At 38.7% G+C, this 24454-nt stretch carries 17 protein-coding genes and 1 pseudogene; 15 read left to right on the plus strand and 3 right to left on the minus strand.

What is annotated here, in order from left to right:
• Positions 1-44: 44 nt before the first annotated feature.
• From IYN85_RS24855 to IYN85_RS24915, 13 genes are all read left to right on the plus strand, one after another.
• A complete protein-coding gene (locus IYN85_RS24855) occupies positions 45-887 on the plus strand; it encodes an ABC-2 family transporter protein (RefSeq protein ID WP_196161684.1) in 843 nt (280 codons plus the stop codon).
• Positions 880-1704: an ABC-2 family transporter protein gene (locus IYN85_RS24860; RefSeq protein ID WP_196161685.1), complete on the plus strand. Its 825-nt coding sequence runs from the start codon at positions 880-882 to the stop codon at positions 1702-1704. Before IYN85_RS24855 ends, IYN85_RS24860 begins: the two co-directional genes overlap by 8 nt.
• Before the next feature lies 1 nt (position 1705).
• Positions 1706-2686 carry an ATP-binding cassette domain-containing protein gene (locus tag IYN85_RS24865; RefSeq protein ID WP_196161686.1) on the plus strand — a complete coding sequence of 327 codons (981 nt, stop codon included), beginning with the start codon at positions 1706-1708 and terminating at the stop codon, positions 2684-2686.
• A 95-nt stretch (positions 2687-2781) separates the two neighbouring features.
• Positions 2782-3708: a hypothetical protein gene (locus tag IYN85_RS24870; protein ID WP_230390969.1), complete on the plus strand. Its 927-nt coding sequence runs from the start codon at positions 2782-2784 to the stop codon at positions 3706-3708.
• A gap of 564 nt (positions 3709-4272) precedes the next feature.
• Positions 4273-6087 (plus strand): asparagine synthase (glutamine-hydrolyzing), encoded by a 1815-nt coding sequence (asnB, locus tag IYN85_RS24875; protein WP_196161687.1) that lies wholly within the window; start codon positions 4273-4275, stop codon positions 6085-6087.
• Between the two features lie 153 nt (positions 6088-6240).
• On the plus strand, positions 6241-8103 hold the full coding sequence (locus tag IYN85_RS24880; protein WP_196161688.1) for a non-ribosomal peptide synthetase: 1863 nt from the start codon (positions 6241-6243) through the stop codon (positions 8101-8103).
• Positions 8104-8117: 14 nt separating this feature from the next.
• Positions 8118-9656 carry an AMP-binding protein gene (locus IYN85_RS24885; RefSeq protein WP_196161689.1) on the plus strand — a complete coding sequence of 513 codons (1539 nt, stop codon included), beginning with the start codon at positions 8118-8120 and terminating at the stop codon, positions 9654-9656.
• Between the two features lie 255 nt (positions 9657-9911).
• Positions 9912-11264 carry an amidohydrolase family protein gene (locus IYN85_RS24890; RefSeq protein ID WP_196161690.1) on the plus strand — a complete coding sequence of 451 codons (1353 nt, stop codon included), beginning with the start codon at positions 9912-9914 and terminating at the stop codon, positions 11262-11264.
• Between the two features lie 116 nt (positions 11265-11380).
• The gene (locus IYN85_RS24895; protein WP_196161691.1) at positions 11381-16549 is read left to right on the plus strand and encodes a type I polyketide synthase; all 5169 of its coding nucleotides are present in this window, start codon (positions 11381-11383) and stop codon (positions 16547-16549) included.
• Entirely contained in the window at positions 16549-17595 is a 1047-nt protein-coding gene (locus IYN85_RS24900) for an HAD family hydrolase (RefSeq protein ID WP_196161692.1), read from the plus strand. Before IYN85_RS24895 ends, IYN85_RS24900 begins: the two co-directional genes overlap by 1 nt.
• Positions 17592-17858, plus strand: coding sequence for a phosphopantetheine-binding protein (locus IYN85_RS24905; RefSeq protein ID WP_196161693.1), 267 nt, complete (start codon positions 17592-17594; stop codon positions 17856-17858). The genes IYN85_RS24900 and IYN85_RS24905 overlap by 4 nt, the downstream gene beginning before the upstream one ends.
• Positions 17845-18987, plus strand: coding sequence for an acyl-CoA dehydrogenase family protein (locus IYN85_RS24910; protein WP_196161694.1), 1143 nt, complete (start codon positions 17845-17847; stop codon positions 18985-18987). Before IYN85_RS24905 ends, IYN85_RS24910 begins: the two co-directional genes overlap by 14 nt.
• On the plus strand, positions 18977-19828 hold the full coding sequence (locus tag IYN85_RS24915) for a 3-hydroxyacyl-CoA dehydrogenase family protein (RefSeq protein WP_196161695.1): 852 nt from the start codon (positions 18977-18979) through the stop codon (positions 19826-19828). Before IYN85_RS24910 ends, IYN85_RS24915 begins: the two co-directional genes overlap by 11 nt.
• Before the next feature lie 564 nt (positions 19829-20392).
• Here the strand turns inward: IYN85_RS24915 and IYN85_RS26070 are convergent.
• From IYN85_RS26070 to IYN85_RS24925, 3 genes and pseudogenes are all read right to left on the minus strand, one after another.
• A complete protein-coding gene (locus IYN85_RS26070; RefSeq protein ID WP_370592247.1) occupies positions 20393-20512 on the minus strand; it encodes an ATP-binding protein in 120 nt (39 codons plus the stop codon).
• A pseudogene (locus IYN85_RS24920) lies at positions 20509-21534 on the minus strand (IS66 family transposase); the annotation flags it as partial. The gene IYN85_RS26070 and the pseudogene IYN85_RS24920, both read right to left, overlap by 4 nt.
• A gap of 116 nt (positions 21535-21650) precedes the next feature.
• Positions 21651-22568, minus strand: a complete 918-nt coding sequence (locus tag IYN85_RS24925; protein WP_196161696.1) for an AEC family transporter — start codon at positions 22566-22568, stop codon at positions 21651-21653.
• A gap of 310 nt (positions 22569-22878) precedes the next feature.
• Here IYN85_RS24925 and cysC point away from each other — a divergent pair, with 310 nt between their 5' ends.
• Both cysC and cysQ read left to right on the plus strand, forming a co-directional pair.
• A complete protein-coding gene (cysC, locus tag IYN85_RS24930; RefSeq protein ID WP_196161697.1) occupies positions 22879-23496 on the plus strand; it encodes an adenylyl-sulfate kinase in 618 nt (205 codons plus the stop codon).
• A 17-nt stretch (positions 23497-23513) separates the two neighbouring features.
• Complete coding sequence (cysQ, locus tag IYN85_RS24935) at positions 23514-24338, plus strand: 3'(2'),5'-bisphosphate nucleotidase CysQ (protein ID WP_370592248.1); 825 nt, start codon at positions 23514-23516, stop codon at positions 24336-24338.
• Positions 24339-24454 lie beyond the last annotated feature (116 nt).

The following is a 24454-nucleotide window of genomic DNA, read 5'->3' on the forward strand; positions in this document are numbered from 1 at the left end:
TTTGAAAGCGCGGCAATTTAATTCAGGAGGTGTGGTTTATTACAATGAGGGCACTAGGATTTTTAAAGTCTTCATATCACTCGGTCTTTGCATACCGTTTCGATGTGTTCATTGGTCTTTTTAACAATTTAGTAGTTTTTACGATCCAGTATTATCTTTGGAAAGCTGTATTTAAATCCTCTAACGGAAGCTTTTTAGGGATATCTGAAGCAAACTATATTTTGTATATAGGCTTTGGATTGTTATTGGGGCAAATTACTAGCAACAATATAGATAGAAGAATTGCAAAGGGCGTTCGCACTGGAAACATAATTTTTGATCTAATGAGGCCCGCTAAATTCGAATTGCAGATGTTTTTTCACACGTGTGGAGAATTACTTGCAAGATCTTTTGGGTTGGTTCCAATTCTCGTGGTGCTTTTCTTTGTGGTTGATCTAGAAAGTATTGATCTTCTTAGGCTAGGACTGTTCATTCCTTCTGCAATATTTGCCGTAGTAATTTCTTTTCAAGTTAATCTACTTTGGGGATTGCTCTCATTTAAAACACGAAACGCATGGGGTCTTCATTTATTAAAAGTAAATCTATTTCCTTTGCTATCTGGCCAGATTGTCGCTTTCACAGTACTGCATAGCGTTTATGAAGGTGTTGGTGAGGGTTTGATTAGTCAATTTGTAGGGGATTTGAGTGTTGGCCTTTATTGGTTAAGTTACTGTCTACCATTACAGGCTATCTATTTCACTCCTAGCGGATTGCTTTCTGGACTTTTAAGCTGGGAACAGGTGTATCCTCATATTCTTCTTCAGTTATTTTGGATAGCAATACTGTACCTAACTACTCGTTATTCAGTGCACAGACTGATTAATTCTTTCGAGGTGCAAGGTGGCTGAACTTATTAAAATTTATTTGCGTGTGATTGCTTATCGCCTTTACGGAGCAGCTCAGTACAAAATGGATTTTCTTGTAGGCATGCTTGGGCTACTAGTTCAGCAGCTCATAATTCTAATCCTTCTATTTACGATCTTTTCGGGGATAGATTCCCTTGGCGGTTTAACGCTTAATCAAGTCTTATTTATGATTGGATTAGGTCAATTAGTTAGAGGCCTTGACATCGCATATAACGATTATATTTGGGTTGAGGCGTTTGGTGGCTTTTCTGAAGGGTCGCTTTATCAATATTTGACAAGACCTATGCCAATATATCTTCAGATTTTAATGAATAGAGTAAATACAGAATCTGTTGGTCCTATCGCCATAGGTATTGCATTGCTTGCTGTAAGCATCCACCGATTGAATGTTGAATTTAACGTCAATGACTTTTTAGTATTAGCGTACTTTATTTTCACCGGTGCAGTTATTCTCTTTTCTCTTAAGCTGATTGTAGCCTCACTTTCTCTTTGGTGGGGAAGAAGTGGAGAGCTCATGCAAGTAATTCATGAGTTTGTTGAATTTACTAGGTATCCAGTTTCTATTTATGGCTGGATTCTTCAAAGCGTACTGCTCGTGTTTATTCCATTTGGATTGGTTTCTTTTATTCCTACTCTATATTGGATTGAAAGCGTACCAATTCCACTATTTAGTGTGCCTGCTGAGAGCAGGAAGCTAGCTATTTTAGCCTACGTGACATCGATATCAATTATATATTTTCTCTTAGGTAGCTATGTTTGGAGAAAAGGTTTGCAAAGTACAGCTAATACCGGAACATAAAATGAACATAATAGAAGTATCCAATATCACAAAAAACTACAAAGTTAGTAAGGGTAAGTCTTCATTTCAGGGGCTTCTTTCTTCGCTCTTAAAAAATGAGTATAGCGTTGTCAATGCGTTAAAAGGAGTCTCATTTAACGTTAAGGAAGGGGACATCTGCGGTGTAATCGGTTTGAATGGTGCAGGTAAATCTACACTGATTAAAATTCTGACAGGTGCCATGTATCCAACGTCTGGTAGTTGTGTCGTAAACTCGAAAGTTCCATACAAGGAGCGCGAGATCTACGTTGATAAAATTGGGGTTGTGTTTGGTCAGCGTAGCCAGCTGTTATGGGACCTGCCAGTGAAACACTCTTTCGTAATTCTTAGACATATCTACCGTATTGAAAAGAAGAAGTTCGAAGACAATTTAGAATACTTTACTAAGATAATGGGCATTGACAAATTTATTGACACACCAGTACGTATGCTTAGTTTAGGGCAACGCATGAGGGCAGAAATTGTATCGACACTTCTGCATGATCCAAAACTGCTTTTTTTAGACGAGCCAACAATTGGATTGGATCTAATCGCAAAGTCCACTATTAGGAGAGCAATAAAGCAGTTAAGTGAAGAGAAAGGTACTACGGTTATCTTAACTTCACATGATCTTGACGATATTGATGTGTTATGTGATCAACTTGTCGTTCTTGATAGCGGAAAGGTTATTCATGATGGAAATAAATCAGACTTCATAAATAAGTTCAGATCAAACAAGAAAATAGTGGTTGAGGTAGACGGACAGCTAGATCTAAAGCAGTTGTCAAAAAATCCATTGAAAGAAGCAAGTATTGTTGCTGATAACACTTATTCAATTGAAGTTGATGAGCAGACCCAAAAACTTAGCGAAATGTTAAAAGAGTTAGTTAATGAACTACCTATTGTTGATTTATCGATTGAGGAAAACTCATTAGAAGATATTGTCCACTCGCTGTACCATTAGATCAGGCTATATGAGTTTTTGAAATTAGTGCTTGAAGCTAATAAATTGTTTTAACTAATTAATGTGAAATGTTTGCTCTTTCAAGGAAAGAAGATATGAATTTTTTTAAAGAAATTAGAGAGTCACTTACGGCAATTGGATTGCCTGAGTCTGATATGTGGCATCTTCCCGAATCCACAATGAAATTTTCAGATGGAAGTGATTATCGTATAGAAATCCCAACGATAAATTCGTTGAAAGCAGCTGAAGAAGTACTAGAAGAAAGTATAAAACAAGGTATCACTATCAACAGATTGACCGAAACAGCTGGTATCTTTAATCATACTCATGTGGAAATTGAATCTTTGGTGAAGCTTTGCAAAGACTACGGATGCGAACTAGTAATGTCTCCTGGTCCCAGAGCATCGAACGATACCGGAGCAAGTTTCCAAACTGATCAAGGTAGTACTATTGCCTATCGTTTAAGAGGGCAAGAACAATTAGTTAGAGCGATCGCAGATGTTCAAAGGGCAATTGACCTTGGCGTTGACCATTTTGTAATTTACGATGAAGGAATGCTATATGCACTGGGTGAGCTTCGTAAATCAGGATATATACCTAGCAACGTCCATTTCAAAGTGTCAGCGCATTGTGGGCATGGTAATCCTGCATCATTTAAATTGCTTCAGGATTTGGGGGCTAATAGCATTAATCCTGTACGGGATCTTCAATTACCCATGTTGTCGTCGATAAGATCTGTAACATCTATTCCAATCGACTGTCATACAGATAACCCAAAAAGTTCGGGAGGGTTCGTAAGATTTTACGATGCCCCCGAGTTTGTTCGTTTACTTTCTCCAGTTTACCTAAAATGTGGTAATTCCTCCTTGAAATTTCATGGGCATGAAACATCACAGAGTGAAGCAAGGAGCATGGTTAGGAAGGCATCAATCGTTACTGAAATAATTGAAAGGGAATATCCTCAAGCCTCCCAATCATTGAGTGGTAGCAATGTTCAGAAGAGGCCCGCAGTTATTTGTTAGGTACTATGTATTGGTACTGCCGATAAAGTTCTTTGTTTGAATTCCAACAAGAATTCGAAAGTCTACTCAATATCGTGTTGAGTCGACTGTGTTTTATGGCGCCAATTACGGTGGAGACTAGCAGATTTTGATCTGTTTCTGAAAGATTCCTACAATCACATTCAATGATTCAGATAGTTGTATTTCTTTCTTATATGTTCCAAGGTGATGAAGATTTAGGTATAAGAAATTTTTAAAGTAAGTACAGCTAGTCACAGGGTTAAGTGACAGATTTACCTATATAACCCTATGACCATATTTTAGGTAACGAGTGGTTCACATTTATTTTTGGTAAGTCTTGTACGAGCTACTTCGCTTATAAAATTAGAGATAACAAATAGTTTTAAAATTGTAGGACTAAATTAATTTCTTGTTCTTGAATTTCTATGCGAGAAGAATGGATTGTGACTACATGTTGTGTATTTTACTAATTCATAAAATTTGACTGGATTATGACAGTTGAACAAAGACTTTAAATAGAATTGAAAGGATTTAGTAAGAACTTGCAGTATAGGATTTTAAGTAATGTGTAGGATTTTTGGGTTTATAGGTAATCTTGAATGTAGTGAGTCAGCAATTGAACAAGTTAAAGACTCTTTGCTCCATGGTGGTCCGGATCAGCAAGGTATTCGTGAAGGAGAGTCGTGGCTGATTGGTGGTAACAGGTTGGCAATTCAGGGTTTGGAAACCGGATCTCAACCTTACTTTGCAAACGGAATTTCCGTTGTCTTCAATGGCGAACTCTATAATCATCGTGAGTTAAGATCAAAGTTAACCTCAATTGGGTATAATATACTTGGTACTTGCGACGGTTCTTTAATTCCTTACCTTTATGAGGAATATGGAGAAGATTTTGTACAGTTATTGGATGGAATGTATTCCATTGCAATTATTGATGGAAGAACTGAGAGAACAAAGCTAATAATCTCAATAGATCACTATTCGATCAAGCCGATTTACTTTGTTCATGACCACGATTCTGGTTTTTTTGCTTTTGCATCAGAAATGGAACCGCTACAAAGCCTCATAATTGGAAATCGGTCTATAAAGCCTGAATTTATTAACGAGTATTTTTCCTTCCAATCCACACTCGGTGTGTCAACGCCTTTTAGTGAAGTAAACTATATGCTTCCGGGTTCTCAGATTGTTTGTTCCCTAAATCCTTTAAGCAATAATGTGGAAAGACATAACCAACTTACTTCGACTACCAGTAACTATTTGGGTAATGAAGATAAAAAGAAACTTTATCGAAGCTTTAAAGAGTCGGCCCAAGAATTGAAGCATTTACTATCTGACGAAGTAGAAAAAATGCTAACCGCAGATGTGCCCGTGTGTTTAGTTACAAGTGGTGGTCTAGACTCATCCTTTTTAACTGCGTTAGCAGCAGAACATAGCAAGGAAATAGAGACATTTAATATCTCGTATAAAGGAAATTGGCCTTCGGAGGAACGCCACTTTGCTAAAGAAGTCTCAGATTATTGTAAGGTAAACTATAACCAGGTAGAGCTAGATCCAAACGAAATTCCAGAGCTTATACCTGAAGTTGTAAAGTCAATGGGTGTACCAAATGCTGCACCACACTGCATTAGTACTTATGCCTTATTTAAGGAGATAAAGCGAAGCGGTTTTAAGGTTGCGATTACGGGTGAAGGGGCAGATGAAGTATTCGGAGGCTACCAGAGATTTTCGGACTTATTCTATAAAAGGCAATCAGTTGAATCATACTTAGATACGATCTCAGCGATACCTCGGGATTTAAGACTAAATTTATATAACAAAAAGTACACGGATCTGCTGTCCCAACCTAACTGTGAGCCACAGCATCAGATTGAGTTGGTAAGATCTGCCAGCAAAATGGGTATAGATTCCATATTAGAGTTCGATCAAGTTGAAAGGTTTCCATATTACATTCTAAGAAGGGTAGATCACTTAAGTATGGCTCACTCGGTTGAAGTCAGAGTGCCGTTTTGCCAAAAGGCGGTTCGCGCTATTGCTGGTACAATCCCTGAAGAATATAAGATTAACGAAAGCCAATCCAAGAGAATTCTTTATGAGGCGTCTAAAGGAATGCTCCCTCGGTCAATTCTGGAAAGAAAGAAGCAACCATTTACATTGCCTATCTCTTCAATGATGAGAAATCGATCAGCACTATTTGGTTTTATAGAGGAGGTGCTAACAAGTACGGATTTCGCGTCACGAGGTATATACAATTTGGAGTACGTGAACAACCTAATACGTAGTCAATCGAACAAACCTAGTGATGTAACATCAAAAGCCCTCTGGTCGATGATGGTATTGGAAGTTTGGTTTAAATATTTCAAACCAGACTTCGCAATCTAAACCTACTCCTATGCTTGTAAACGATGACTTGTATATTGAACACTTCTAGAAGTGTTAAATAATTTTGAAAAACTAAAGCAGAATCAAATCCTGAGACTCCCAGTTAATGCTTTGTCTTTCTATATATATTTGTAAAAGAATCGAGGATCGACTATGGATACAGAATCATACAACGATGGCATCTCTTCTAATAATAATGAATTTGGATATTCTAAAAGCATAGGCGAATTGTTTTTAGAAACGGCAAATAGCTACTCGGATCGAATTGCGATTAGAGATGGAAATAAACTCATCACATACGGCAAACTATCTGAATTAGTATTGAAGGTCTATACGTATCTAGATACTAAAGGAGTCCGAAATGGTGACAGAATAATTGTAGGCCCTACAACTGTTATTGAATCGATAGCCGCGATCTTAGGTATATTACTTAAAGGTTGTACGTACGTACCTCTTAACTCTGAAATGGGTTTATCAAGACTAAAAAGAATTGTTTCAGATGTAGATGCAAAACTTACAATTTGTGATGAGTCTAGCTTGTCTGTTTTTAGGAATATCAGTTTTGCTAATGAAACAGTATCTTTATTTCAAGTTATAGAAGGGACCAATCCATTCGCCGGAACGGTAAGAGAAGTTGATGTAAACTCCGTTGCGTCCGTATTATATACATCAGGTTCAACAGGGGTGCCAAAGGGTGTTATTCAAAGCCAGAGGAATATATTGCATCATATAAGTTATTTGACTAAGAGATTCGGTATTTCCTTTACGGATAAACACACATTGATTCCATCTCTAATCTTCGATGCGTCTACAACAGACATATACTGTACACTATTAAATGGAGCGGAACTAGTTAATATAGATCCAATGCGGATACAATCTGATTCGCTTGCTCAAGAATTTTCTAGTGGTTCTCCGACAATTGTTCACTGTACTCCAACATTCTTAAGAAAGCTTTTTAGTAGTAATTTCGATGACGAATGCCTGGATAGCGTTAGGCTAGTTATAGTTGGAGGTGAAACACTGTATGCAAGTGATTATAGAAAATTTAAGGAAATATTCAGTAAGTCACTTCTTATAAATGGATATGGTGCAACTGAAACAACAGGTTTTGTTGCGATGCACGAAGTTGAAAACCCAGAAGATGGTATTTTGCCGGTTGGATCTGCGGTTCCTGGGTTTGAATTAAGTATTCGTAATGAAGGCAGTTCGGAAGGCGAGATTATTGTTAGAAGCAAGTATATATCGCTTGGATATCTAAATGAAGAAAAAAAGAACAACGATCGATTCATACATGATCCCAATGGGAGTGTAAGAACCTATAAAACTGGAGATACTGGCGTTGTTGATAGTGATTCCGTACTCAAAATTACAGGAAGGAATGATCGACAGATAAAAATCCGTGGTTACCGTGTCAATCTTGAAGAGATTGAAAAGGATCTACTTACGTTTACCGAAATATCAAATGTAGCTGTAGTTTATAGTGAAAATACACATAACATAAGCATACACATTTTGCCTAGCTCAATAGAATTTACTGTGGAACAACTGGAAAGTAAAATCTATTCGCAATTGCCTAATTACTTAGGACCCTTGTTTATAAGTATAGTATCGGACTTTCCAGAAACAAGTACCGGTAAGATAGATAGAAAAAAGATTAAGAATTCTGAATCGAACCCTCTATCAAAGCATGAGATAAATGAGGATATAGAGAGAGAGCTTTTAAGAATTTGGGAGAGCGTTTTTTCTAGTTCAAAAATTGATTTAGAGGAAGGTTTTTTTGAAGCTGGAGCTGACTCTATTTCGTTGGCTAAGTATTATCTTAAATTGCGCGAGTGTCTCAATGTTGAATTCCCACAGTATAAACTATATCAGTATTCAACTATTCGAAGATTATCATCATTTATATCAAAAGGTGAAGGTACTAACATATCTGGGGATTATGTGTGTAGAAGTGAATTAAGGCGGCGAAATCGCGACAAAAATAAAATTCGTGCTCAAGTTAATAAAATTTAAAGGAGGGATTCCTAATGAACAATTTAGAGTCATCTATTCGAGTAGGGCTGGAAGTTAACCATTGTGAAACAGATTTGTATGACATGTTTGCAAAATCAGTCAGCAGGTTTCCGGACCGGATATCGTTGATCTATGGTGATTCAAAAATCAGTTATATGGAGCTGAATCGTAAGGTTAATGAAATTGCGTTAGCAATAGAGCAAAAAATTGATCCTGAATCAAAAGTGGTTGGAATATGTATAAGTAGATCTATTGAACAAGTCGTTGCTATTCTAGCGACGCTTAAGCTGAATCGTGTTTGTCTTATGTTGAATGCGCAAGGAGAATCTAAGGTACGCGTCTCCTATATGTTGTCAACTTGTGGTTGTAACTTTGTTTTGAGTGATAAAGGAGTAATGAAGCGAAAGTTCAGCGATCAAGTCCAAGTATATAGCTACGATGATTTGGAAAATTCGAAAAACGCAGTTACAAGAAACAATCAGGAATACCGAGGAGATTTATCAAGCGACAATGCTTTTATATTTTTTACCTCAGGATCTACTGGTTCCCCAAAAGGTGTCTGGGTTAGTCATAGGTCTACTATTAACTCTCTTCAATGGCGAAAAGAATTGTGCGATATAGAATGCGATGATGTTTTTTTCTATAAGGCACCTATTAGTTCAGACATTTGTCTATGGGAAATATTTTTGGGGATTTTGAACGGTGCTTCGATATTTATTGCTAAACCATTATTACAAACGAACCCTAAATACCTACTAGATTCGATAAATCAGCATGGAATCAGTGTCGTTCAGTTTGTAGGATCTCTACTAAAGAAAGTTTTACTAGATTCACCTGATATTCACGACTCTAAACTACGGGCATTGATGTGTGGTGGTGAATATTGGGACGGCAACCTCGTAAGTAAAGTGTTCGAGAAATTTCCAGGAATTAGACTTTTCAATTTCTATGGACAAACAGAAACATCATTGGGAGTTTTGGCATACGAGTGTAATCCTGAAGGCAATTATATTGAAGTACCATTGCTTAACATATGCTTTAACACGGTTTTAGCAATTGGTGACAAAGAACATTTATGTGTTGGAGATGTCGGAGAACTATGGGTTGGTGGAGAACCGCTGTCGTCAGGGTATGTCAATAATGAGGAAGCTAATCAAAAAAGCTATACAATGATTGAACTTAGGGGGCTCAAGAAGAGATTTTACAAGACTGGTGACTATTTTCGAGTTCTTGAAGGTGAAAAACTTGAGTTTGTTGGAAGAAAAGACTTTCAAGTGAAGTTGCACGGGGTTCGAGTTCAGGTAGAAGAAATTGAACAATTAGTAAATTCTATAGAAGATGTTAGCGCATCAATTGCAAGGGTTGAAAGGGCTAATGGTCTAAATAAATTGACTCTTTATATCGTTCCGATATCTGAACTCGTTGACTTGACAGATCTTAAGAAGACTATACGTACTTCGTTGCCGGCGGCTATGACGCCTGATGGTATTCAGTTTATTGAAACTATACCAGTTACTGCAAATGGTAAAGTTGATCGAGACTTCAAAATCTGAATACTAATTTTTCACTATTAAGTAGTAATGCAATGTCTGTGAGAAAGAATATTTCAGTACATCGGTACTTATATACTGTGCGAACTTAGGTGCTTAGGTCCCTTTTTTGCTGGATATGGAGATGATGTGCACGCCATGAATAGAAGCGAGCTAACTTTAAAGTCTCTAGTTTTAGAAGTCTCTGTCTGAAACTGCTTGAGCACCTTACTGTGTAATTCCTTTTACTTTAAATATACATAATTTTGGATTTTGGTTATGAATGCTAAGAAGTGTTTACTCATCAAGAATGCGACTATTTTAACAGTTAATTCAAACAAAGATGTTTTAACAAATGGAGCTGTTTTTGTTGAAGGCGAATTGATTAAAGACGTCGGTCCATCCGATGAACTATCAGTAAGGTATCCTAACCCAGACGAAGAAATAGACGCAAAAGGTTGCATTGTTTTACCCGGTTTTGTAAGTGTTCATAATCATGCCGGTTACCTTATTTATCGGGGTATATCGGAAGATATAGGTCAAGCTCCTACTCCAGATTTATATGTTCCAATGAATCAGATAATAACTAGAGAGGAACGCAAGAATATAGGCTCTCTAGCGATTTCTGAGCTTGTTAGAGGTGGGGTAACAACAATTTTTCAAATGGAAGAAGATGTTGATGTGTTTACAGAGTTCACACATGAAATTGGCATTAGATCATTGATGTCTATTATGACCAATGATCTCTGTTTTGAAAAATTTAAGAATTCGGTTATTGAATATGACCCTCTTCTTACAGCTTCTGAAATATCTAAAACAGAAAACTTTATTGACGTGATTAAGACTTATAAAAGTGATCGACTTATTCCTGCTGTTGCTGCAAACATGGCGTTGACATGCTCTCCAGAGTTACTTCAAGGTCTAAGTAAAGTGGCTTCTAAAAACGGCTTGAAGCTAACGATTCACGTTGGCATTGGAAAAAAGGAAATAGAACACGTAGACAAGTATTACGGAAAAACACCTTTCCAACATGCATTTGACAATGGAGTCTTAAACAAAAATGTAGTTGCGGTGCATTGCCATACGGTTAGTGATGAGGATTTACAGCTAATGGCAAAAGCGGAAGTGAGTGTAGCACACTGCCCTCAAATAAATTCGTTTCGAGGTGTGTCAGCTCGGCTAATAGATTTTTGCCGTCAAGGAATTAAAGTTGGATTAGGCGTAGATAATTTTTTCTCAGATTATTTCGAGGTGATTCGATCTGCGATTTCAGTCTCCAGGTTGAAGGCTGGAGATGCTACGACATTAAAAGCATATGAAGCTTTAGAGCTTTCCACTATTGAGTCTGCAAAGGTATTGGGATTGGACAAGCAGGTGGGGTCGATTGAAGTAGGGAAAAAGGCAGATATACAGATAGTAGATATGGACGGCTTTGGCGTTTGCCCAGTAACGGATCCAATCGCTACACTTGTATATCACGCTAAGTCAAAGGACGTTGATACAGTTTTGGTTGGTGGTGAAGTCCTCTTAAGGAACAAAAAGCTAACTAAGGTAAATGAAAGAAAAGTGTTGTCCGATGCTAAGAGTTCTTCGAGAAATGTATGGAAGCGTTTTAATGAAATTAACAGCTAATTAGATTTTGAGTAATCAATTATGTAGCAAGGAAAGTGCAATCTATTTGTTTAGTGGTTTTAGGAAGTTTTCTGAAACAGTTTCAGTTTAATATATTTATTTAGCTAGAGGATATTATGACTAATCACATGGACGACTCAATCGCAGTGGTAGGCCTGTCTTGCCGATTTCCAGGGGCAAGTAACTCCAAAGAATATTGGAGTAATTTAGAGAAGGGCAATTGTTCGATTAGCCGGTTTAATCACGACGAGTTACAAGAGTCAAATATTCCTAAAAGCGTGTTGGACCAAGAAAACTTTGTACCAGCCTTCGGAGTGCTCCAAAACTCAGATTCCTTTGATGCCTCGCTATTTAATTATTCGGCGCGTGAGGCGATGCTAATGGATCCCCAACAACGATTAGTACTTGAGTCAGTTTGGTCAACACTAGAAGATGCTGGTAGAAATCCTTCTAAGAATGACGATCTAGTCGGAGTATTCATAGGCTCTTCTACTAACAAATATTTTCTGAACAACGTTTTCCGGAATCCGGCTGCCTACGATGATGTATCTTCATTAGTGGGTGAGGACTTAGTACCGTCGTTCACTTCTAGAGATTATGTTGCATCAAGAGTTTCTTATTGTTTTGGGTTTCAAGGACCGAGTTTGTCGATTAATGCAGCCTGTGCTTCATCCCTCGTGTCAGTTGTAATTGCATGTCAGAACTTGATGGACTTTCGTTGTGATTTAGCTGTTGCCGGGGGAGTATCTGTTTCCGGAAACGGTGCTAGAGGTTACCTATATTCTATCGACGGAATCCTTTCACCAAACGGTACCTGTTCTCCTTTCTCTGAAGACGCAAATGGATCGGTGTTTGGAGATGGAGTCGGTACTGTAGCCTTGAAGCGGTATGAAGATGCTGTTGAGAACGGGGACGAGATTTATGCTGTAATTAAAGGTTGGTCCACTAATAATGATGGAAACCAAAAAGCCGGGTTTTCTGCACCTAGTGTACAAGGCCAATCAAAGGCAGCCGCAGAAGCGTTGGCGATGGCTGGGATTCTACCAGAACAGGTAAAATATGTAGAAGCTCATGGTAGTGCTACAAAGATGGGTGATCCGGTCGAGTTTGAGGGATTATCTAAAGCGTTTAAAGCATTTGGCTATGATAGTTGTGCATCAGTCGCAATAGGTTCAGCAAAGGCCAACATAGGGCATTTAGACGCTGCAGCTGGTATAGCTGGATTTATCAAAGCAGTTCTTTGCGTTAAGAATGGAATAATTCCGGCTATGCCAAATTTTGTTACTCCTAGTAACCAACTAGCGAGTGAGTCAGGTCCATTATATGTAAACAAAGAAGCTAAAGCATTCACTGCTGCACAGGATGGGTATAGGTATGCAAGTGTTAATTCAGTAGGTCTTGGAGGAATTAATGCACACGTTGTAATAGCCGGTCATCCTGAAAGCTCTGTTAAAGAAAATGTGCAGGTGCAAACAGAACTTGAAAGCAATGACATTCCATTTCTACTGAGCGCAAATTCCAAGAATTCATTGATTAGTGTTTTACAACAGTACCAGGGCTGTCTGAAGACTGCGTCGGAGCAAGAGAAAATCTCTATAGCAAGTTCCATTATTAAAATTAAGCCATCTATGAAGTATCGAGTAGGTTTATTTGATAAAGACTTCAGTAGCAAGAATATATCAAGCGGATTTGAAAAAAGATTAGCAACACTTTTGCCAGTTAGAGACAGTCAATTGTCATTTATGTTTTCAGGTACAGGTCAGCAATATGATGGTATGGGAACAGAACTGTATAATCGCTATTCTAAATTTAAGGAAAAATTTGATGAATGCTCAGAGATTGTTAGTAAGCTATATAGTATAGATATTTCATTTACCGTAGAACGGTCAATTAGAAGTAACGAAGGTGAAGTAGGAGTTACGATATTCGATCGGGCTGAAACCAGTCTTAATAGGGATACTATTGCAAATCATTTAAGTTTGTTTTCGTTTGAATATTCACTAGCCAATTTGCTCTTATGGATCGGACTTAAGCCAGATGTTCTGATTGGACATAGTTTAGGAGAATTCGTTGCGCTTTGTGTTTCGGGAAGTTTGGATCTCAATTCAGCTATTGAGTTTGTAGGATTAAGGGCGAATCTAATTGAGCAATCTGGTGAAGGTGCAATGCTTGCTGTTCCAATCAATCGAGAGTTGGCAAGTAAATACTGTAGAGATGATATTAGCATCGCCGCTGAGAACTCAAAAGAGCTCGTAGTATTAAGTGGTAGTAAATCAGCCATCGAGGAAATAGAATCTGAAATGCGCAACAATGGCATTTTTGGAGCAAGACTTCCAACAAATAGAGCCTACCACTCATGCATCCTTAATTCGTTTAGAGAAAAGTTAGGGAAGTTTGTAGAATCCATTCATTTTAATCCTCCAGAGATAGATGTTATTTCTACTTTGGATGCTCGAGCTTTATCGCATGATCGAATGACAAGTCCAAATTACTGGATGGACCAGTTGACTTCGACAGTTGAATGGTACGAAAGCGCCAAGGACATGTTGAGCAAATACGATCTGTCTCAGATTATCGAGATCGGACCAGGTTCAGCACTATCCGGATTAATCAGTGAAACTGCTTTTGAGAGGCCAGAAAATAGAGCGAATATGGCGATTACCCCATGTATTCCGGCTTCACACGAAGTTGACAGGAAATTGGAACAATTCATCAATAGCCTAACTGTAAGCTGGGAGAAAGGAGCAGTTTTGGAATGGGATAGAATATTTCCTAAACTCAAGTCAACACAAATATCGAAGCTTCCACCTTATCCCTTTGATAGTAAGAAATACTGGATAGAGCCTGCAAATGTTACCGGAAGCCAAGGTTCTCACCAATCGAACAGCGTGAGTCCTAAAGTTGAACCAGAAGAACCAGTTAGAAAGGTTCAGTTGCATGAAAGACCTGACATCAGCAATAAATTTGACTTACCTTCAAACGATATTGAAAAGAGCCTATGCGATATCTGGTCAAGTTTGTTTGGTTTTAAGAATGTTGGTATTTCAGATGATTTTTATGAATTAGGAGGGCACTCTTTACTAGCTCTTCAAATGTCGAATCTAATTTGGAAAAAACTTAATTTACACATATCTATACGTTCGATATTAGAGAAGAAGACAATTAAAAATATCGTAGGTGATTTAAAAAATATCGAAGACACAACGCTTAGTAGAGAAAGCTTAGTATCAAGATTAGATGAAGCTTCTGATTCTGAGCGGTATTCACTAGTAGAAAGCTGGTTAATGGAACTGTTATTAAGCCTTGGAAATGAAACCTGCGAACAAGAAATACTCGCTAGTCAGTTCAGCGACGAGTATATGGATTTAATTATTCCAGACTTAATACAGAGTATGAAACTTCAATTTAAAGTACCTGTTTATCCAAATGAATTGCAACATAGAAAATCTATAAATGCTATCTCACAGTTTGTAATGGAGTTGTGGAATGAGAGAAATAGTGACTTGCTGCGTAGTTCTCCTTCACAGAAGGTTGAACAAAAAGGGAAAATAGGAAACACGGCGTTCATTCTTTCTAGTGTCCGGTCTGGATCTACATTGCTACGTGTAATGTTAGCGGGGCATAAAGATCTATTTTGTCCTCCAGAGCTCCATTTGCTTGAGTATCCAGATTTGAACAGTCGTCTTAAATCGGAGACATCCCCCGACCGAGACCAAGGTTTAATAAGGGCGTACTCTGAGTTGTTTGACATAAAGATTACTGAGGCTAAAGGCATAATTAATGAGTATTACGCAGGCGGGGCTGAAACAAAAAAATTGTTAAGCGATTTGGCAATTAAGTCCGAACAAAAAGGCAAGTTGTTAATTGATAAATCACCTGGAAACGCAAACAAGCTAGAAACACTGGAGAAAGCGGAACGGGATTTTGATTGTCCAAAATATGTGTTCTTAGTAAGGCATCCTTACGCGGTAATTGAGTCAGTAGTTAGAAACAGATTTAACTCGCTTCTTGAAGTTAAGGGTATCGACCCTGTCTCATTTGGTGAGTTTCTATGGCATCGGACAAACAGCAATATACTAGAATTCTTAAAAGGTGTTGATAGTAATCGATACATGATGGTGAGGTATGAAGAGTTAGTTTCCGATCCTGAGAAAGTAATGAGTAGTGTGTGTAAGTTTCTAGATATTCCTTTTAGTGACGATGTGTTGACTCCTTATTCGGGTTCACGAATGAGGGATGGGCTTGGCGATCCTAACCTTTTGAATCATGTAAAAATTGAAAAAGATTTATCGGACGCCTGGAAATCAGTTAATCTTCCACGGAAGCTCAACGCAAGTGCTAGAGAGCTTGCTGAGAAGTTAGGATATGAATTATCTGTAGAAGATGATTCTATTAAAAGAACTAGTGACGAATTAGTTAAACGAAAGTTCTTTGCTGTTCGAAAAATGGTAGGGGAAAGAGAGGATGATTCAAGTGATGTCACCATATTTCTTCATGCATTAGATGGCTCAATTGATTTGTACAATGAGTTTGCTGACTCGTTGGAGACAAAGGGAGCTGTTTATGGGATTGAACAAAAATTTGCAACTGAGGATCCGCTAACCATGGAGCAGATGTGTAACCTCTATGCTACGGAGTTGTGTTCTAAGTTTATTAACAAAAGAATAAATCTCGTAGGATGGTCCTTTGGTGGGGCAATAGCGTTTAATTTGGCTGGGCTAATTAAGTCCGCTGGATGCGAATTGGGTGCTGTTGCAATTATCGATACTCCAGCTCCTTATAGTCGGCATGAAGATGATAGAGAGGAGTATTATACATTTCACTCTTATATAGAACTTTTATCATCAATATTCGGAAAGTCACTTGAGAGTAGTGCTGATCAATTAGTGGGTCTTAATTATTCGGAGCTACACAAGTTTTTAGAAAATTATGTTAAAGATGATCTGAATATTCGTGATGAACAACTAGTTCACGAGATTTTGCGTAAGTTTAAAATTTACAGAAGAAGTATGATTATTTCTCAAAATTACACTGCAACCAAATCCCAGATAGACGCGCTTATAATTAAAGCAGATAGTTCTTTGCTAACTTCAAAAAACAAAATGGATCACCCAAACTTCCAACATGAAGATTCATCCTATGGATGGTCTAAATTGATTTTAGGTAATTTAAAGACGGAAAGCGTAATTGGCGATCATTATTCTGTTCTTCGAACAAAACTAGTTGAACTTTCTGAATTGGTAAGTCGAGAATTGGAAGTAAATAAAGAAGGAGAGTTTTGCTGATGCTAAGGGTTCCAGAAAAACAGATTAAGTGCGTAGTATGGGATTTGGATAACACCATTTGGCAAGGAGTGTTAGCTGAGGGACCAGTTCAACTCAAGGACAACATAGTAAGTATTGTTAAGGAACTTGATAGAAGGGGAATTCTACAGTCTATTTCTTCTAGAAATGACTATAAGAGTGTCGAGTCTGAGCTGCGCAAACATGATTTGTGGGAGTATTTCCTTGTGCCTCAAATTACATGGGAAGCTAAGTCAAACTCAATAAAAAATATTTCTGATTTGCTAAATATCGGCCCCGATACGATTATCTTCATAGACGATCAAGAGTTTGAGCGAGAAGAAGTATTGTCCTCCGGAATTGGTTCGTTTTGTTTTGACGCTGCAGAATACACTGAATTACTTGAAAAACCCTACCTTAATCCAAGGACTATTACTGAAGAATCCTGCAATAGGCGTTCCATGTATTTAAGTGAAATTGAACGTAAAGATGCAGAGTCAAATAGCGATCAATCTAATTCTGAATTTCTAAGTTCATTAGGTCTTACATTCACTATTAGTAAGGCTGGTGTAGATGATCTTGATAGAGCGGAAGAGCTTGTAAATCGAACTAACCAGTTAAATAGTACTGGTGTGACTTACAGTTATGATGAACTAAAGGAATTCTCAGAGTCTAAAGATCACATTCTCCTGTGTTCGAAGCTGACAGATAGGTTCGGCGACTATGGTACTGTAGGGCTTGCTCTTGTAGAAAAAGGGAAAGAATGTTGGACTTTAAAATTGATACTGATGTCCTGTCGAGTTATGTCTAGGGGAGTAGGCAAAGTAATGCTTTCTCATATTATGAACTTAGCTAAGAAGGCGGGTGTGGAGTTCTGTTGTGAATTTATCAAGACCTCATTTAACTCTGCAATGTATACAGATATGAGATTAACTTCCTTTATACCGCATTCAACGTCAAAGACAGGGTTAATAATTCTTAGCCATGATTTATGTGACATACCACGAATACCAAATCATATTAAACTTATAACTGAGGAATTGAAATGAATAGGAAAAAGACTGTTAGGGATTATATTGAAGAGAATGTTGTAAGGATTGATGATAACTTTTCGATTCGTGACGATGAAAATATATTTACAAGTGGACTTGTGAATTCGCTATTCGCGATGAAACTAATAACTTTCATACAGAAACGGTTTAACGTAGTAATTGAAGATGATGACCTAAATATAAAGAATTTCTCGTGTGTGGAGAATATCGACCAGTTTTTAAGTAGAAAACTAGGAGAAAATACAAGTGCAGTTGAATAGTCTTGATCAGTTTAAGAAGTTTTTGGTTGAAAGAGTAGCACCGCTTATTAATGATCATGATGCACCCGTTTCAAGTGAAGTTTTTGATCTTTTCACTAAAAGTGGAGTACTCGGTGCGAATATAGATCGACGCTACGGAGGAAAAGGACTCGACATCGGTGAGTACGCAGAGCTGACAGAAGAAGTAGAGAAGGTAAGCCATTCGCTCCGATCTTTAATGACCGTACACGGATGTTTAGTATCCGAGTCTATTGCGCGCTTTGGAAACAAGGTGCAACAAGAAAAGTATCTTAAAAAACTGTCAAACGGTAGTTTGATAGCGTCTTTTGCAATGTCAGAACCTAATGTAGGGTCTGATGCTCAGGCTGTTGAAACAAGCTATAGGAAAGTTGATGGCGGATTCGTAATTGATGGTGTAAAAACGTGGATTACGTTTGGCAATAAAGCGGATATCTTTCTAGTGATAGCGAATAACGATGAGTTAGGTATTTCTGCCTTTCTAGTTAACCGTAGTGCAGGAGTAGTAACAAATGCTATTCCGGATCTGTCTGTAGCAAATTCTACCCACATAGCGGACGTATTGTTCGATAATGTTTTTGTTGAGGAAGGTTGCCTCTTAGGTAGTTTGGGGTCAGGATTTTCTTACGTTGCAAACTATGCACTTACCTATGGAAGGTATAGTGTCGCTCTCGGCGCTTTAGGGATGTCTCAACTTGCATTGGACTGCATGATTAAGGAGTCAGTAGACAGATCTCAAGGTGGGAAGAAAATCATTGAACATGATCTTATTAAGCAGATGATTACGGATTGCGCTACAAAAATTCAAGCTGCGAGATCACTACTTCGTGATGCGGAGCGATCGCTTCGTGACAACAAAGATGATGCTGATAAGTTAGTTTGCATGGCAAAATTGTTTACATCGCAAGTCGTAAGTTCTGTAACAAAGGAAGCGGTACAGCTGTTTGGTGCGAGAGGATTACTGAGAAAGAACAATGTAGAGCGGCTTTATAGAGAATCCAGAATTTTTGAAATTATAGAAGGTAGTACGCAAGTCCAACAGCTATTAATATCGTCATTTGTATTGCAGGATTATCGAAAACAAAATAGAGAGGTAGCGAATGTTTCGTAAAATAGGTGTAGCTGGTGCTGGCGTGATGGGTGTCGATGTTGCGCTAGATCTTGCAGCAAATGGATTTGATGTTGTCGTATACGACTCGAATCAAAGCGTAATTGACTCATTATTAGAGAGTATATCGGATAAATTCGTACAATTTAAGTTGTTTGTTCCAGGGTACAAGGGTGTTTCAATAGACCAAATTGTAGATAGAATTACAGTCGCAAATGACCTTTGTCAATTCGGAGATATTGATCTAGTTATAGAAAATATCACAGAAGATACTGGGTTAAAGAAACAGTTATACCAAGCCCTTGATAAAGTATGTAATGAAGATACAGTTTTTGCTGCGAATACTAGCTGTGTATCAATTACTAAAATAGGTTCATGGGTTTCTAAGCCTGAACTAGTTTTGGGCGCGCATTTAATGAATCCAGTTCCTATGAAGGAACTTGTTGAAGTTGTGAGGGGAACCCATACAGACGAAAGTACTATAAGTAACTTCGTAGATTTTGCTCGTAAGTGGGGTAAGGACCCGGTAGTTGTTAATGATTTCCCAGGGTTTGTTACTAATAGAGTTTTAATGCTGACCATTAACGAAGCGATCGGAGTTGTTCAAGATGCAATTTCATCACCAAGTGATGTTGACAAAATATTTTGCACTGGATTTGGACATAAGATGGGACCTTTAGCAACTGGTGATCTAATAGGGCTAGACACTATTCTGAAGTCCCTTGAAGTACTATATGAAAGCTTTAATGATCCTAAGTTCCGTCCTTATCCACTACTTAGAAAAATGGTTGACGCAGGACAATTGGGTCGTAAGAGTGGAAAGGGTTTCTTTTCATATAGCTAAATGGAGCCTTAAAAATAAGGGACTTTCATCTGGTTAACTAGCCAATGAATTGGTTAGAGGATTGGCTTTATTGTCGTTAAAAGTGATATTGAAAAATCGCTTCAATGAATCTTCATCGAAGACAGGGGTCTATCTGTTCTTGTTTAGGTAGGAAACTGGTTAGGCTCACTTACTCTCTATTGCTTGAAGTCAGTTAATCAATGATTTATTTGTTTTTCATGCTCTTTAACTATTTTTATATATGATTCAATATATAAGTTAGATTAAAGAGCTTTTCTGTTTTCGCAGATTCATAACTGAATTGGATCACCATTTAATTTAAGAGACCATTTCTAGCCACTTCTGATTTGGTGTCTTATAGCCTAATGTTTTTCGAGGTCGAGTATTTAATCGCCTAACAGAGGGTGTTCAAAATTCTGTGTCAGCTAAAAATCACAATGCGAAGTGATCTTCCAGTCGACCCTCAAAGTGTATCGCTTGCTGCGACAGCGTGAGGTTCCAGTTTTGTACTGGGTATCAAACGTCAACTACTTTGGCCGGTCGGCGTCAATTAACTTGGCCGGTTTATTTTGATTTTTTCATTGCTTGTTTCTTTCTAAAGCTTTCACCTTCTATTTGAAAGATATCTGCATGGTGTACCAGTCGATCGATTGCCGCGACTGTCAGTAAGCGCCCGGTCATCACACCTTGACCGGTGCAGTCCAGTGATGCGGCAACAACTCATCCAGTTTATTGTTCTTTTGTGTTGGCAATTTCGTCAGCACATCTTTCAAGTACGCATACGGATCATGACCATTGAGTTTCGCACTTTGGATTAAACTCATGACATTCGAGGCGCGTTGACCACTGCGTAAGCTGCCGGCAAACAACCAGTTGTTGCGTCCTAATGCCCAGGGGCGCATCTGGTTTTCAACCTGATTGTTATCGATCGGTACCGCGCCATCCTCGCAAAATCGAGTCAGAGCCGCCCAGCGTTTTAAACTGTAATCGATGGCCTTGGCGATCGCTGAACCATTGGGGACTTTTTGTCGTTGTAAGCTGAGCCATTGATGTAAATGGTCTATGACCGGTCGGCTTTGTTGTTGCCGGATGGCTTTTCGGTGATCGTCTGGACTGTCTTTGATCGTGCGTTCTATCTCATACAGTTGGCCAATTTGCTTTAATGCGTACTCGGCGAGTGTGCTTTGGTTAGCGGCGTGCAAGTCAAAAAACTTGCGCCGCGCATGCGCCATGCAGCCGATCTCGATCAGGCCTTGTTTAAAACTGGCTTTGTAACCACTGAAGTCATCGCAGACCAATTTGCCTTGCCAGTCTTGCAGGAACCTTCGCGCATGCTCGCCCGAACGGCTCGGGGCAAAGTCATACACGACGGCGTTTAAATCGGAGAACGCGGTGCTGGTGTACGCCCAGACATAGGCTTTATGCGTTTTCTGTTTGCCTGGGCTGAGCATGGCGACAGGGGTTTCATCGGCATGCAGAACGGTTTGGGTGTGCAGGGCTACGCGCAAGGCATCGATGAGCGGTTGCAGGGCAACCCCGCATCGGCCGACCCAATCGGCTTGCGTGGAACGCGCGATGGCAAAGCCTGCGCGAGCAAAGATCTTTTCTTGTCGATACAGCGGTAAGTGATCGCCATACTTGGCGACTAAGATGTGCGCCAATAAGCCTGCGCTCGGCAGCCCTTTATCGATGATCTGCATGGGGATTGCCCAAGCACACCCTGGTCATGCGTCAAGGGCCGAGGCAACTACCGCTCAATTACCTCTTTACATTGGCAGCTTATTAGAACATCAATCTATTTGCCTAGGAGCTTATGTAAATACTAAGTTCGAAAATTCAACTCAATGAACAGTAACCAAAGGGGGATTGATAAAAAGCTCAGTAAGGTTGAATAAACAATTGCGCTACTTGAAAAGGAAGCGCTGAAGTTGTCATCAGCTGATATAGTATTAACATTAATACCTGTGGGGCAAGAAGCAAGCACAATTAGTACGACACACACATCAAACGATAGTTTAAAGACATAAATGCACAATATAGAAACTAACATTGGTAACGCAAATAGTTTAGTTGCAATCGAAATGAACAGATAGTTTTTACTAGTAATCGGGGCTTTACGTAAGCTCGCCCCTAGCATATAAAGCGCACAAGGAACGGATATGTAAGAAAATATCGAGATAGTGAACATAATTCGGTTGTCAATCTCATAATCTGTGTAGAATGCTACAAGAGCTATGATAATTGAAAAGATGATTGGGTTTTTAGCTGTATCTCTTAAAACTAGGAGTATGTCTTTAAGTGAAACAACGGTACTTGCTCTTCTTGCACGAAGAAAATAGTATGCAGTAAAAAGCAGCATGCTATGCACAGATACAATCGCCATAGCATGACCAATATAGTTCTCTCCGAATTGAAGTGCAATTACCGGAATTCCAACCATCAGTGTATTTGAGTATACGCCGCTTAGTGGCGCGACTGAAAACATGCTATGAGTTCTTGTGATGAGGGCGATGCAAATAAACAAAACAAATACAGGTATGTAGTAACATAGTAGAATAGCAACGGAGGAGTCAAGACTTACTCCCTTGAGATAAATGTTTTTGAACAACAATGATGGTAGTAATACTTTAAATGTGATTAACCCAATAACCCTGCTTGCAACCAAAATTTGCGGTTTGCTATTAATGATCCAGCCAAAAGCAACAATAACTGGTGCAACTAAAATGTGAATGTTTTCCATAGTTTGGTTTTGCTTACATGACTTTGTTTTATAGCGTTTAAGTATAATACACTATGATTAGCTGTTCAGGTGAAGAGTGATCGTTCTAGAATTTTGCTTAAATTGTTCACTAGATATTAATTTAGGTAGAATAGAGTCCAACGAAAGGTAAAAATATTCACATAAGTTGATTAACTCAGCCATGGGTTAGACCTTACTTTCTTAAGCGGGATATTCGGCATATAGGCTAACCACCGAATCATCCCACTTAACCGTAATCTAGCTTCATGGCAATTGAATTATGTTGTCCATTAAATTGAAAAAGGAGTTTATGTTGTCAGCAGTAAAGGAAATTATTCCCCTTGGTGATTTTGTATGGAATGAGTCAAGCGTTACACCTGCCATGAGAAGTCTGTTGATGCAGCAGACACCACGTTGCATTTGGCTGACCGGGTTGTCAGGTTCAGGTAAGTCTACTATTGCGAATTCACTAGACGTACATTTTCATAATCATGGTTTACGTTCATTTATTTTGGATGGTGACAATATCAGGCATGGACTTAATAGAGACTTGGGCATGTCTGTTTCTGATAGATCCGAGAATATTCGAAGGGTGGGCGAAGTAGCTAGACTGCTAGTGGATGCCGGATTAATTGTTATTTGCGCGTTCATTTCACCCCATGAAAGAGATAGGAAGCTTGTTCGATCGCTGTTCAGCGAAGGTGCTTTTACGGAAGTATATTTGGAAACTACTTTAAGTGTGTGTGAGAAGCGAGATCCCAAGGGTTTTTATCGGAAAGCGCGACAAGGACTGATTAAAGAATTTACCGGGATTAGTGCTCCATATGAAGAACCTGAAAACCCGGAAATTGTGTTGGACACTAGTGAAGTGGATATTAAAAATAGTGTTGATTTGATCTGTAATTTTATTAATAACCTTAAGAGCTAATAAGATGGGCAAGTACCGTGAAAGACTTTCTCTTACTAAATTTAGATAGAGTAGTAAGCATTGCTGTTCAGGCAGGAATGGAAATCATGCAAGTTAGTCAGAGGGATTTTGAACTTGACTATAAAAACGATGGTAGTCCATTGACCGAGGCTGATAAACGCTCGCATGCGCATATTATACGCTCTTTAATGGAGCTAACTCCTGCAATTCCGATACTCAGTGAAGAGTCTTCGAGTATTCAATGGGCTGAACGAAAGAAGTGGAAGAGATACTGGTTGGTTGATCCGTTGGATGGAACAAAGGAGTTTTTGAAAAAAAATGGTGAATATACCGTAAATATCGCATTAGTCGAAAAAGGCCGGCCAATCTGGGGGGTCGTTCATGCCCCGAGCCTTAATCTTACATATCATGGAGGTATATTAGTTAACTCTTCTGTAAAAGTACTAAACAAAGGAAGAACTAAAGTAATCAAGGTATCTACAGCACCAAATATGGGTGATTGCTGGAAAATCGTTGGAAGTCGCTCGCACAAAAGCAAGGAATTCGCGCAGTTTTTAAAGCAATTTAGCAACTTCGAGTTAATTGAAATGGGAAGTTCATTAAAGATTTGTCTTGTTGCAGAAGGTAAAGCTGATTTGTATCCTCGCTTGGGTCTAACAAGTGAATGGGATACAGCTGCTGCGGATGCGATTCTACGCGGTGCAGGAGGATATTGCCTTCAAGTCCCTACCATGGGTGAATTAGAATATAATAGTAAATCAAGCATTTTAAACCCATATTTTATATGCTGCAGTCAACCATCTAGCAGCTGGAGTGAGTCTTTTCATTCTCTCGATTTGTAGATTCTTTTATAAAAAGAAAGACTTGACTAATTGCTTAGGTATTGAGGACGAATGCATAACCGGAGCTAAACTAGCTTCACCGCCGCTGCACTTTGCGCCGATAGAGTATCATAAGG

The sequence above is a fragment of the Reinekea sp. G2M2-21 genome, assembly GCF_015687175.1.
Taxonomy (GTDB): Bacteria; Pseudomonadota; Gammaproteobacteria; order Pseudomonadales; family Natronospirillaceae; genus Reinekea.

Bases quoted from the DNA above. Each gene is read 5' to 3' on its own strand.
- IYN85_RS24855 (WP_196161684.1), top strand. From the start codon at position 45: ATGAGGGCACTAGGATTTTTAAAGTCTTCATATCACTCGGTCTTTGCA.
- IYN85_RS24890 (WP_196161690.1), top strand. From the start codon at position 9,912: ATGAATGCTAAGAAGTGTTTACTCATCAAGAATGCGACTATTTTAACA.
- IYN85_RS24915 (WP_196161695.1), top strand. From the start codon at position 18,977: ATGTTTCGTAAAATAGGTGTAGCTGGTGCTGGCGTGATGGGTGTCGAT.
- IYN85_RS24900 (WP_196161692.1), top strand. From the start codon at position 16,549: ATGCTAAGGGTTCCAGAAAAACAGATTAAGTGCGTAGTATGGGATTTG.
- IYN85_RS24895 (WP_196161691.1), top strand. From the start codon at position 11,381: ATGACTAATCACATGGACGACTCAATCGCAGTGGTAGGCCTGTCTTGC.
- IYN85_RS24870 (WP_230390969.1), top strand. From the start codon at position 2,782: ATGAATTTTTTTAAAGAAATTAGAGAGTCACTTACGGCAATTGGATTG.
- IYN85_RS24880 (WP_196161688.1), top strand. From the start codon at position 6,241: ATGGATACAGAATCATACAACGATGGCATCTCTTCTAATAATAATGAA.
- asnB (WP_196161687.1), top strand. From the start codon at position 4,273: ATGTGTAGGATTTTTGGGTTTATAGGTAATCTTGAATGTAGTGAGTCA.
- IYN85_RS24905 (WP_196161693.1), top strand. From the start codon at position 17,592: ATGAATAGGAAAAAGACTGTTAGGGATTATATTGAAGAGAATGTTGTA.
- IYN85_RS24865 (WP_196161686.1), top strand. From the start codon at position 1,706: ATGAACATAATAGAAGTATCCAATATCACAAAAAACTACAAAGTTAGT.
- IYN85_RS24925 (WP_196161696.1), bottom strand. From the start codon at position 22,568: ATGGAAAACATTCACATTTTAGTTGCACCAGTTATTGTTGCTTTTGGC.
- cysC (WP_196161697.1), top strand. From the start codon at position 22,879: ATGTTGTCAGCAGTAAAGGAAATTATTCCCCTTGGTGATTTTGTATGG.
- IYN85_RS24885 (WP_196161689.1), top strand. From the start codon at position 8,118: ATGAACAATTTAGAGTCATCTATTCGAGTAGGGCTGGAAGTTAACCAT.